Genomic DNA, 11,403 nt, shown 5'->3' with positions numbered 1-11,403 from the left:
CGAGCAAGCCCGCTCCCACAGCCCTGTCCTTGGCTGAAAAGTATCAATCACCAGATCAATCACCGCTTTTTGTATCGCTCCGCTTATACTCCCCCCGCCGGCACTCAAGGATCTGAGTCAGCCGGCGATTTTTCCACACCTACGCATGAATCTGCATGGATACAAATATGTGTTCTTTGCGCGACATGGCAACGTCGTAAGCGCTGCGACCATTTTCGCCAAAGCTTCACAGCCCTAAAAGGATGTTATATGCCCGCTCTACCCTGGCCCTACCTGGCCCTCCTTTCAGTCGGCTACTGCCTGGCCCTGGCCTATGGAACACTGGCCTGGACCGCCGCCATATCAATCGCACTGTTGCTACTCGCCGGCTATGCGGTTCGCCAGCAGCAGATACCGGTCGGCAGGTTTCTCGGCCATGCCCTTTTCCTCGTCCTGGCCCTGGCCCTGGCCCTGCACTGGATGCCGGGCTTTTTCAACGGCCGGGCAATCCCGGCCCATCGCTTGACCGACGATGCCGTAGCCTTTGCCATGTATTTCAATCAGGACAAGCCACTGATCGGTTTCTGGTTGTTGCTGGCGTGCCCATGGATCGTAGGCCGGCGCACGCTTGGCCTGTCGGTCCTGGCCACAGCCCTGGGCCTGACGCTGAGCGCGATATTGGCCCTGGGGGGGGCGGTCATGCTGGGCATGATCCACTGGGCTCCGAAGTGGCCGGACCAGGCATGGATCTGGGTCGCCAACAATCTTCTACTGGTGACAGTGGTGGAGGAAGCGCTGTTTCGTGGCTACATTCAAGGCGGCCTGAGCCGGCGCTTCAGTCATCTGGCCCAGGGCGACAACCTGGCGTTGCTCCTGGCCTCGCTGCTGTTCGGCCTGGTCCATGCTGGCGCGGGTTGGCAATGGGTGTTGCTGTCGGGCCTGGCGGGAGTCGGCTACGGCCTTGCCTATCGCTTTGGCGGCCTGGGCTCGGCAATAGCCACCCACTTCGGTCTCAATCTGCTTCATTTCGCCCTATTTACCTACCCGATGCTGGCGTGATACCGACGGGAAAAATAACTTCAACAAACACCGGACGTTGCCGACAACCTTTCAAAGCCTTGCGGATTATCACACCATGCGTAACAACCAACCTATCACACAACGCGAAAGGACCTTTGCGGCCCAGCAACGGTTGATCTCCACCACCAATGCCAAGGGCGTGATCACCTACTGCAACGACGCGTTCGTTGACATCAGCGGGTTCTCCAAGGAAGAACTGATTGGTTCGCCCCACAATCTGGTGCGCCACCCCGACGTCCCGTCGGCCGTGTTCGCCCATATGTGGAATACCCTGAAACAAGGCTTGCCATGGATGGGCATCGTCAAGAATCGCTGCAAGAACGGCGATCACTATTGGGTCAACGCCTACGTCACCCCCGTGTTCGAAGGCAACCAGGTGGTGGGCTACGAATCGGTCCGGATCAAGCCCAGCGCCGAGCAGATCGGCCGGGCTGAAGCCCTCTACCAACGCATCAACCAAGGCAAGTCAGCGGTCCCGCGTAGCGACAAATGGGTGCCGATGATCCAGGACTGGCTGCCATTCATCCTGGTCAGCCAGTTGAGCTTCGTCGTTGGTGCCTTCCTCAATTCCTCCTGGGGGTTTGCCCTGGCAGCCTTGCTGTCGGTGCCCCTGGGGCTGATGGGCCTGCAATGGCAGCAACGCGGGATCAAGCGCCTGCTGCGCCTGGCCGAACAGACCACGTCCGACCCGCTGATCGCCCGGATGTACACCGACAGCCGTGGCGTCCAGGCACGCCTGGAGATGTCGATCCTCAGCCAGGAGGCTCGCCTGAAAACCTGCCTGACCCGTCTGCAGGACACCGCCGAGCACCTCAACGAGCAGGCGCGGCAGTCCAACACCCTGGCCCACAACAGCTCCAGCGGCCTGGAACGCCAGCGCGTGGAAACCGAACAGGTGGCCACGGCGGTCAACCAGATGGCCGCGACCACCCAGGAAGTCGCCAGCCACGTGCAACGCACCGCCGACGCCACCCAGGAAGCCAACCGCCTGACCGGTCGCGGACGCGACATCGCCGGGGAAACCCGCGAGGCCATCGAACGCCTGTCCGTGGTGGTGGGCGAAACCGGCCAGACCGTGACCCAACTGGCCAAAGACAGCGACGAGATCGGCGGCGTGGTGGATGTGATCAAAGGCATCGCCGACCAGACCAACCTGCTGGCGCTCAACGCCGCCATCGAAGCGGCCCGTGCCGGCGAAATGGGCCGCGGCTTTGCCGTGGTGGCCGATGAAGTCCGGCAACTGGCGCAACGCACCAGCGAATCCACCGGGCAGATCCACGCTTTGATCGCCAAGCTCCAGCAAACCGCCACCAATGCCGTGCAAACCATGGACGCCGGTCATCGCCAGGCCGAAGAAGGCGTGGCACGGGTGATGGAAGCGGACGCAGCGCTGGTGGGCATCAGCGAAGCGGTGGCCAACATCACCGACATGACCACCCAGATCGCTGCCGCCACAGAGGAACAGAGCTCGGTGGCCGAGGAGATCAGCCGCAACATCAGCAACATCTCGGAACTGGCCGATCAGACCTCGGGGCAGGCGCACAGCTCGGCGTTACTGAGCGAAGAACTGACCCGTACGGCCAACACCCAGTACTCCTTGGTGGAGCGGTTCAACCGCTGACTGTTGGCTTTGTTCTGTCAGACCGCCATCGCGAGCAGGCTCGCTCCCACATTTGGAATGCAATTCCCTGTGGGAGCGAGCCTGCTCGCGATGAGGCCCGCCCAATCACCTCACACCTGAAGAAGAAACCCCGCCACGCCCAGCGCCGCTGCCTCCAGATGCTGCTCATGACTGAACCCCGAGGCCTTCAGCGGCTTCAAATCATGATCCCCCGCCGCCAACCACATCACCTCGATGACAGGTGACAAGACATACCCTCGCACGGCCTCACGATTACCCAATGCATCGCGCTCGCCCTGGACGATCAAGGTCCGGGTCTTCAACCCGGCCAAATGCTCGACCCGTGGTTTCTCCGGCTTGCCCGCTGCATAAAACGGATAGCCCAGGCACACCAACGCGTCACCCCCCAATTCATCGGCCAACAGACTCGCCATCCGCCCGCCCATGGACTTGCCACCGATGGCCAGTCGTCCAGCGACATAAGGCCGCACCGTGGCGTACACCTCACGCCAGCATTCCAGCAACTTGGGGGCCGGGTTGGGAGGACGTTTGCCGCCGTCCAGGCGCCGTTGGGCCATGTAGGGAAATTCGAAGCGCAGCACGTTGACCCCATGGGCAGCAAGGCGCGCGGCCATTTCGTCCATGAATCCGCTGTCCATAGGCGCGCCAGCCCCATGGGCAAGGATCAGGGTGGGCGCCTCGGCAGCGGCATCCGATTGCGCGGCCGTCCATAGCCAACCCTGTTGTGCCACGCACCGCGCCCATTGATCCCCGTCAATACTGGCCTTGTGCTGTTTGTCCATGCTTGCCTCGCTTTCAGTCTGCCTATAACTCCAGACGAAGATGCCGCGCTGCCTTGCGCAGGCGCGCTCTTCGGCTGAACCGTGGATGGGGAACCATGAACACTTCTATCAGTACCGCCTACAACTACAAGGTGGTCCGCCAATTCGCCATTATGACGGTGGTGTGGGGCATCGTCGGCATGGGGCTCGGGGTTTTTCTCGCTGCCCAATTGGTCTGGCCGCAGCTCAACTTCGATTTGCCCTGGACCAGCTTCGGTCGTCTGCGTCCGTTGCACACCAATGCGGTGATTTTCGCCTTCGGTGGCTGTGCCCTGTTTGCCAGCTCGTTCTATTCGGTACAGCGCACCTGCCAGACCCAGTTGTTTGCACCGAAAATCGCTGCGTTCTGCTTCTGGGGCTGGCAACTGGTAATCCTGCTGGCAGCCATCAGCCTGCCATTGGGCTACACCAGCTCCAAGGAGTACGCCGAGCTGGAGTGGCCGATCGACATCCTGATCACCATCGTCTGGGTCGCCTACGCCATCGTGTTCTTCGGCACCGTGGCCAAGCGCAACACCAAGCACATCTACGTGGGCAACTGGTTCTTCGGCGGCTTCATCCTGACCGTGGCGATCCTGCACATCGTCAACAACCTGGAACTGCCGGTGAGCTTCACCAAATCCTACTCGGTGTACGCCGGGGCCACGGACGCGATGGTGCAATGGTGGTACGGGCACAACGCCGTGGGCTTTTTCCTCACCGCAGGCTTTTTGGGGATGATGTACTACTTCGTGCCCAAACAGGCCGAGCGTCCGGTGTATTCCTATCGCCTGTCCATCGTGCATTTCTGGGCACTGATCACCTTGTACATCTGGGCCGGCCCCCACCACCTGCACTACACCGCGCTGCCGGACTGGGCGCAGTCCCTGGGCATGGTGATGTCGCTGATCCTGCTGGCACCCAGCTGGGGCGGCATGATCAACGGCATGATGACCCTCTCGGGCGCCTGGCATAAGTTGCGCAGCGACCCGATCCTGCGCTTCCTGGTGGTGTCCCTGGCGTTCTACGGCATGTCGACCTTCGAAGGTCCGATGATGGCGATCAAGACCGTCAACGCCCTCTCCCACTACACCGACTGGACCATCGGCCACGTCCACGCCGGCGCGCTCGGCTGGGTGGCGATGATTTCCATCGGCGCGCTGTATCACATGATCCCGAAAGTCTTCGGCCGGCCACAGATGCACAGCATCGGCCTGATCAACGCCCACTTCTGGCTCGCGACCATCGGCACCGTGCTCTACATCGCTTCGATGTGGGTCAACGGTATCGCCCAGGGCCTGATGTGGCGCGCGGTGAACGAGGACGGCACCTTGACCTACTCCTTCGTCGAAACCCTGGCGGCCAGCCACCCCGGCTTCATCGTACGGTTGGTGGGCGGGGCGGTCTTCCTCAGCGGCATGCTGCTGATGGCCTACAACACCTGGCGCACCGTGCGGGCCTATCAGCCTGCCGAAGCCGCCGCTGCCGCGCAGATGGCTTGAGGAGTCCGCCATGAAACACGAAACAATCGAAAAAAACGTCGGTCTGCTGATGCTGTTGATGGTCCTGGCCGTGAGCATTGGCGGCCTGACCCAGATCGTGCCGCTGTTCTTCCAGGACGTGACCAACAAACCGGTGGACGGCATGAAGCCCTACACCGCCCTGCAACTGGAAGGCCGCGACATCTACATCCGCGAAGGTTGCGTCGGCTGCCATTCGCAGATGATCCGCCCGTTCCGCGCCGAGACCGAACGCTACGGCCACTACTCGGTGGCAGGCGAAAGTGTCTGGGACCACCCTTTCCTGTGGGGCTCCAAGCGCACCGGGCCGGACCTGGCCCGGGTTGGCGCGCGCTACTCCGACGACTGGCACCGCGCGCACTTGTACAACCCGCGCAACGTCGTGCCTGAGTCGAAGATGCCAGCCTACCCGTGGCTGGTGACCCAGGCGGTGGACAGCAGCCACACCGAGACCAAGCTGCGTGCCATGCGCACCCTCGGCGTGCCTTACACCGACGACGACATCGCCGGCAGCGTGGCCTCGCTCAAGGGCAAGACCGAAATGGACGCACTGGTGGCCTATCTGCAAGTGCTCGGCACTGCCATCAAGAGCAAGAGGTGAGTCCCATGTTTTTTGAGATGAGCACTGGAATGATCCGCGGCCTGGGCACGGTCGTGGTGTTCGTGGCCTTCATCGGTCTGATCCTGTGGGCATTCAGCAGCAAGCGCGGCCCGGAATTCGCCCAGGCGCGCCTGCTGCCATTCGCCGACGAACCACCCGCCGACATCGCCCATCCCCAAGACCCTGCAACAAGGAGTACCCGGCCATGACCACCTTCTGGAGTACGTGGATCTGCGTACTGACCCTCGGCAGCCTGATCGGCCTGACCTGGCTGTTGATCGGTACCCGCAAGGGCGAGACCAAGGGCAGCGTCGACCAGACCATGGGCCACAGCTTCGACGGCATCGAGGAGTACGACAACCCACTGCCGCAGTGGTGGTTCCTGTTGTTCGCCGGCACCCTGGTGTTTTCCGTCGGCTACCTGATCCTCTATCCAGGCCTGGGTAACTGGAAAGGCATCCTGCCTGGCTATGAGAACGGCTGGACCGGTGCCCATGAGTGGGAAAAGGAAATGGCCAAGGCCGATGCCCGGTTCGGGCCGATCTTTGCCAAATTCGCGGCGATGCCCCTGGAACAAGTCGCCAAGGATCCGCAGGCCTTGAAAATGGGCGGCCGCCTGTTCGCTTCCAACTGCTCCGTCTGCCACGGCTCGGATGCCAAGGGCGCCTTCGGCTTCCCCAACCTGACCGACAACAACTGGCGCTGGGGCGGCGCGGCCGACACCATCAAGACCACCATCATGGGGGGACGCATGGCGGCGATGCCGGCCTGGGGCGAAATACTGGGGGATGCCGGAGTCAAGAACGTAGCAGCGTATGTACGTCATGACCTGGCCGGCCTGTCGCTGCCAGCCGACAGCGGCGCCGACCTGGAAGCCGGCAAACAGACGTTCAGCACCACCTGCACCGCCTGTCACGGCGCCAACGGCCAAGGCACCGAAGCCATGGGCGCGCCGAACCTGACACAACCGGCGGGCTTCATCTACGGCACCAGCCTGGCCCAGTTGCAACAGACCATCCGCCACGGCCGCCAAGGCCATATGCCGGCGCAGAACGAAATGCTCGGCAATGACAAGGTGCAACTGCTCGCGGCTTATGTTTATAGCCTTTCGAAGGGGAATGAGCAGTTGAGCGGCGAGCCGCAAGCCTCAAACGTCAAGTAAGGCAAAAGCTGGAGCTGCAAGCGACGAGTACCTACTTGACGCTTGCAGCTTGCAGCTCGTAGCTGCTTCTATTTGTCGCACCCTCCCAAGGTCTTTCTTTCGGTTCCACGGAATCGGGTCTAAGCTTGCCTCTGCGTGCACTGGCGACTGCTGGTTTCAGGTCGATCCGACCCGATGTGTTCGACAATCGTTCGACAAAACGCCGTAAAGACAGGCAGATACCGGCTGTGACGACAATGTCCCGGTGTCACCCGAACGCCGTGTTTGAACACACCCCGTTACAACCGACCTGCCCCCCTCGCCTCTTTCCTTCGGCGCGACACTTTGTCGAGGGCTCATTTTGTCCTTACGCGGCGCATGGAAAGGCCGCAGAATCAGCTTTTGAAAGCATTGACCCAGGTCATGGCGCGTTGCAATGACCCCCCGCTTTCTCCATACTTGCGGCCGATTTTTATCCTAATAAAACACCCAAACCGTGGAACCTTAGAATGAGCACAGCAATCAGTCCGACTGCTTATAACTATAAGGTAGTCCGCCAGTTCGCCATCATGACGGTGGTCTGGGGGATCCTTGGCATGGGGCTCGGTGTCTTCATCGCCTCGCAACTGGTCTGGCCGGAGTTGAACTTCGATCTGCCATGGACGACGTTTGGACGCCTGCGCCCGCTGCACACCAACCTGGTGATCTTCGCCTTCGGTGGTTGTGCGTTGTTTGCCACTTCCTACTATGTCGTGCAGCGAACCTGCCAGACGCGACTGATCTCCGACAGCCTCGCGGCCTTTACCTTCTGGGGTTGGCAAGCGGTCATCGTCGGCGCGATCATTACCTTGCCCATGGGTTTTACCACCACCAAGGAATACGCGGAACTGGAATGGCCCCTGGCTATTCTACTGGCCATTGTCTGGGTGACCTACGGCCTGGTGTTCTTCGGCACCATCGTCAAGCGCAAGACCAAGCACATCTATGTCGGTAACTGGTTCTACGGTGCCTTCATCGTCGTGACGGCCATGCTGCACATCGTCAACCACATGTCGCTGCCGGTCAGTCTGTTCAAGTCGTACTCGGCCTATTCGGGCGCGACCGACGCGATGATCCAGTGGTGGTACGGCCACAACGCCGTGGGCTTCTTCCTGACCACCGGCTTCCTGGGGATGATGTACTACTTCGTGCCGAAACAGGCCGAGCGTCCGATCTACTCCTATCGCCTGTCCATCGTCCACTTCTGGGCACTGATCACCCTGTACATCTGGGCCGGTCCGCACCACCTGCACTACACCGCGCTGCCGGACTGGGCGCAGTCCCTGGGCATGGCCATGTCGATCATCCTGCTGGCGCCAAGCTGGGGCGGCATGATCAACGGCATGATGACCCTTTCGGGCGCCTGGCATAAGCTGCGCACCGACCCGATCCTGCGCTTCCTGGTGGTATCCCTGGCGTTCTACGGCATGTCGACCTTCGAAGGCCCGATGATGGCCATCAAGACCGTCAACTCCCTGAGCCACTACACCGACTGGACCATCGGCCACGTACACGCCGGCGCGCTCGGCTGGGTCGCGATGATTTCCATCGGCGCCATCTACCACATGATCCCGAAACTGTTCGGTCGTGCGCAGATGCACAGTACTCCCCTGATCAACGCGCACTTCTGGCTCGCCACCATCGGTACGGTGCTCTACATCGCCTCGATGTGGGTCAACGGCATTACCCAGGGCCTGATGTGGCGTGCGATCAACGATGACGGCACCCTGACCTACTCGTTCGTCGAGGCGCTGCAAGCCAGCCACCCTGGTTACATCGTCCGTGCTCTGGGCGGCGCGTTCTTCGCCAGCGGCATGCTGTTCATGGCCTACAACGTGTACCGCACCGTTCGTGCTTCTGACCCGGCTGAAGCTGAAGCCGCCGCCAAGATCGCCGTAGTTGGAGCTCACTGATGAAGCACGAAGCAGTAGAGAAGAATATCGGCCTGCTGGCCTTCTTCATGGTCATCGCCGTGAGCATCGGCGGCCTGACCCAGATCGTCCCGCTGTTCTTCCAGGACGTGACCAACAAGCCGGTCGAAGGCATGAAGCCACGTACCGCCCTTGAACTGGAAGGCCGCGACATCTACATCGCCAACGGCTGTGTCGGCTGCCACTCGCAGATGATCCGTCCGTTCCGCGCCGAGACCGAACGCTACGGCCACTACTCGGTCGCTGGCGAAAGCGTCTGGGACCACCCGTTCCTGTGGGGTTCCAAGCGTACCGGTCCGGACCTGGCCCGCGTTGGCGGTCGTTACTCCGATGACTGGCACCGTGCGCACTTGTACAACCCGCGCAACGTTGTGCCCGAGTCGAAAATGCCGGCCTACCCGTTCCTCGTGGAAAACAAGCTCGACGGCAAAGACACCGCGAAAAAAATGGAAGTCCTGCGCACCCTGGGCGTGCCTTACACCGACGAAGACATCGCCGGTGCCAAGGATGCCGTGAAGGGCAAGACCGAAATGGACGCGCTGGTGGCCTATCTGCAAGGCCTGGGCACCATCATCAAAAGCAAACGGTGATTCTTAATGGATATCGGGATGATTCGCGGCCTGGGCACCGTCGTCGTGATGGTGGCTTTTATCGGTCTGGCCCTGTGGGTGTTCAGCCCCAAGCGCAAGTCGGAGTTTGACGACGCGACCTTGCTGCCGTTCGCGGATGATCCCGAAGCCGTCAAGCACGTCGAGCAAGCTTCTAGGAGTAACAAAGAATGACAACGTTCTGGAGTCTGTACGTCACAGTCCTCAGCCTGGGAACGATCTTCTCCCTGACCTGGCTGCTGCTGTCGACCCGCAAGGGCCAGCGCAGCGAGGCCACCGAAGAGACGGTTGGCCATTCCTTCGACGGGATCGAGGAATACGACAACCCGCTGCCAAAATGGTGGTTCATGCTGTTCGTGGGCACCATCGTGTTCGCCCTCGGTTACCTGGTGCTCTACCCTGGCCTGGGCAACTGGAAAGGCCTGCTGCCAGGCTATAATTACCTGGACAACGAAAAGCAGACCGCCTTCGCCAACGGCCAGACCGGCTGGACCGGCGTGCATGAGTGGGAAAAGGAAATGGCGCGCTCGGATGCCAAGTTCGGTCCGATCTTCGCCAAGTTCGCCTCCATGCCGATCGAAGAAGTTGCCAAGGACCCGCAAGCCTTGAAGATGGGTGGCCGTCTGTTCGCCTCCAACTGCTCGGTCTGCCACGGTTCCGACGCCAAGGGTGCCTACGGCTTCCCTAACCTGACCGACGCCGACTGGCGCTGGGGCGGCGAGCCGGAAACCATCAAGACCACCATCATGGGCGGTCGTCATGCCGTGATGCCGGGCTGGGCCGCCGTGGTCGGCGAGCAAGGTGTCGCCGACGTGGCGTCGTACCTGGTGACCAGCCTGCACGGTCGCAAACTGCCGGAAGGCGCCAAGGCCGATCCGGCCAACGGCCAGAAAATCTTCGCTGCCAACTGCGTGGCCTGCCACGGTCCGGCAGGCCAGGGTACTCCCGCCATGGGCGCACCTAACCTGACGCACCCGGCCGCGTTCATCTACGGTTCGAGCTTCGCTCAACTGCAGCAGACCATCCGCTACGGTCGCCAGGGCCAGATGCCTGCCCAGGCCGACCTGCAAGGCAACGACAAGGTCCACCTGCTGGCCGCCTATGTCTACAGCCTGTCCCACGGCGAAAAGGCCCCGGCCGCTGACGCCCAGTAAGGCTTACGCCTGATACACGAAAGGCCCCGTCAATGCACATTGACGGGGCCTTTTTCATAGCCAGCCCCGATAGAGCACAGCCGTTTCTCTTGCCGCTCATCAGCCCAAGTAGTAACGTGCCTACATTAGAGTTTAATGAGGGCACGCCCATGTCCATCACTACCATGTCCAGCCGCGAATTCAACCACGACACAAGTGGTGCCAAAAAAGCGACCCGCGAAGGGCCCGTCATCATCACCGACCGTGGCAAGCCGGCCCATGTGCTGCTAAGCATTGAGGAGTATCAGAAACTGACCGGTATCGGCGCCAGCATTGTCGAGCTGCTGGTCATGCCCGATGCGCCGGATATCGATTTCGACACCGAGCGCGCCGTCATCACTCCTCGAGCGGTAGACCTGTCCTGATGTATTTACTCGACACCAACGTCATTTCGGAATTGCGCAAACCCCAGGCCGACAGAAACGTGCAGGCCTGGGCCCGCAGCGTAGCCGCGCCCAGCCTGTATGTTTCGGCGATTACCGTATTGGAACTGGAAACCGGTGTGTTGCGCTTCGAACGCAAGGACCCGAGCCAGGGCAGCCGCCTGCGTGCCTGGCTGGACAACCACGTCTTGCCCGCCTTTGCCGGCAGGATCCTGGCGGTGGACCGCGCCGTGGCGCTGCGCTGCGCCCGGCTGCACGTGCCCGATCGCAGCAATGAATGCGACGCGCTGATCGCTGCCACGGCACTGATCCATGGCCTGACCGTGGTCACTCGCAACGTAGCGGACTTCGAGGCCAGCGGGGTTACGCTGCTCAACCCGTGGGTGGCCTGACTACGCGGTGCGGCTGGCCGAGATGAAAAACCGGCCGATTGCCTGATGGGGCCGAAGCTGATCCAATGCCCGGTGCGCACGGAGACGCAGGCCA

Annotated in this window: 13 protein-coding genes; 12 read left to right on the top strand and 1 reads right to left on the bottom strand. The window is 61.5% G+C overall.

Annotated elements, in window-relative coordinates; all coding sequences use genetic code 11:
* Positions 1–249 precede the first annotated feature (249 nt).
* Positions 250–1,038, top strand: coding sequence for a CPBP family intramembrane glutamic endopeptidase (locus tag QZH45_RS10855; RefSeq protein WP_024777899.1), 789 nt, complete (start codon positions 250–252; stop codon positions 1,036–1,038).
* A gap of 76 nt (positions 1,039–1,114) precedes the next feature.
* On the top strand, positions 1,115–2,680 hold the full coding sequence (locus tag QZH45_RS10850; protein WP_024777898.1) for a methyl-accepting chemotaxis protein: 1,566 nt from the start codon (positions 1,115–1,117) through the stop codon (positions 2,678–2,680).
* 110 nt (positions 2,681–2,790) lie between these two features.
* Here QZH45_RS10850 and QZH45_RS10845 read toward each other — a convergent pair whose 3' ends face one another.
* Complete coding sequence (locus QZH45_RS10845; protein ID WP_055136020.1) at positions 2,791–3,483, bottom strand: alpha/beta family hydrolase; 693 nt, start codon at positions 3,481–3,483, stop codon at positions 2,791–2,793.
* A gap of 95 nt (positions 3,484–3,578) precedes the next feature.
* Here QZH45_RS10845 and ccoN (QZH45_RS10840) point away from each other — a divergent pair, with 95 nt between their 5' ends.
* From ccoN (QZH45_RS10840) to QZH45_RS10795, 10 genes are all read left to right on the top strand, one after another.
* Entirely contained in the window at positions 3,579–5,003 is a 1,425-nt protein-coding gene (ccoN, locus tag QZH45_RS10840) for a cytochrome-c oxidase, cbb3-type subunit I (protein ID WP_024777896.1), read from the top strand.
* 10 nt (positions 5,004–5,013) lie between these two features.
* Positions 5,014–5,622: a cytochrome-c oxidase, cbb3-type subunit II gene (gene ccoO / locus QZH45_RS10835; protein ID WP_024777895.1), complete on the top strand. Its 609-nt coding sequence runs from the start codon at positions 5,014–5,016 to the stop codon at positions 5,620–5,622.
* A gap of 5 nt (positions 5,623–5,627) precedes the next feature.
* Positions 5,628–5,831 carry a cbb3-type cytochrome oxidase subunit 3 gene (locus QZH45_RS10830; protein ID WP_053193481.1) on the top strand — a complete coding sequence of 68 codons (204 nt, stop codon included), beginning with the start codon at positions 5,628–5,630 and terminating at the stop codon, positions 5,829–5,831.
* The gene (gene ccoP, locus QZH45_RS10825) at positions 5,828–6,784 is read left to right on the top strand and encodes a cytochrome-c oxidase, cbb3-type subunit III (RefSeq protein WP_024777893.1); all 957 of its coding nucleotides are present in this window, start codon (positions 5,828–5,830) and stop codon (positions 6,782–6,784) included. Before QZH45_RS10830 ends, ccoP (QZH45_RS10825) begins: the two co-directional genes overlap by 4 nt.
* Before the next feature lie 488 nt (positions 6,785–7,272).
* On the top strand, positions 7,273–8,715 hold the full coding sequence (ccoN, locus tag QZH45_RS10820; protein WP_024777892.1) for a cytochrome-c oxidase, cbb3-type subunit I: 1,443 nt from the start codon (positions 7,273–7,275) through the stop codon (positions 8,713–8,715).
* Complete coding sequence (gene ccoO, locus QZH45_RS10815) at positions 8,715–9,323, top strand: cytochrome-c oxidase, cbb3-type subunit II (RefSeq protein ID WP_003199605.1); 609 nt, start codon at positions 8,715–8,717, stop codon at positions 9,321–9,323. The genes ccoN (QZH45_RS10820) and ccoO (QZH45_RS10815) overlap by 1 nt, the downstream gene beginning before the upstream one ends.
* A gap of 6 nt (positions 9,324–9,329) precedes the next feature.
* A complete protein-coding gene (locus tag QZH45_RS10810; protein ID WP_024777891.1) occupies positions 9,330–9,515 on the top strand; it encodes a CcoQ/FixQ family Cbb3-type cytochrome c oxidase assembly chaperone in 186 nt (61 codons plus the stop codon).
* On the top strand, positions 9,512–10,495 hold the full coding sequence (gene ccoP, locus QZH45_RS10805; protein WP_024777890.1) for a cytochrome-c oxidase, cbb3-type subunit III: 984 nt from the start codon (positions 9,512–9,514) through the stop codon (positions 10,493–10,495). The genes QZH45_RS10810 and ccoP (QZH45_RS10805) overlap by 4 nt, the downstream gene beginning before the upstream one ends.
* Before the next feature lie 149 nt (positions 10,496–10,644).
* The gene (locus QZH45_RS10800) at positions 10,645–10,899 is read left to right on the top strand and encodes a type II toxin-antitoxin system Phd/YefM family antitoxin (protein ID WP_024777889.1); all 255 of its coding nucleotides are present in this window, start codon (positions 10,645–10,647) and stop codon (positions 10,897–10,899) included.
* Entirely contained in the window at positions 10,899–11,309 is a 411-nt protein-coding gene (locus QZH45_RS10795; RefSeq protein ID WP_024777888.1) for a type II toxin-antitoxin system VapC family toxin, read from the top strand. Before QZH45_RS10800 ends, QZH45_RS10795 begins: the two co-directional genes overlap by 1 nt.
* Positions 11,310–11,403: the final 94 nt, after the last annotated feature.

The sequence above is a fragment of the Pseudomonas corrugata genome (genome assembly GCF_050920615.1).
In the GTDB taxonomy this organism is placed as follows: Bacteria; Pseudomonadota; Gammaproteobacteria; order Pseudomonadales; family Pseudomonadaceae; genus Aquipseudomonas; species Aquipseudomonas corrugata.
The sequence above is the reverse complement of the archived record's forward strand: the minus strand, read 5'-3'. Positions and strand labels throughout refer to the sequence as shown.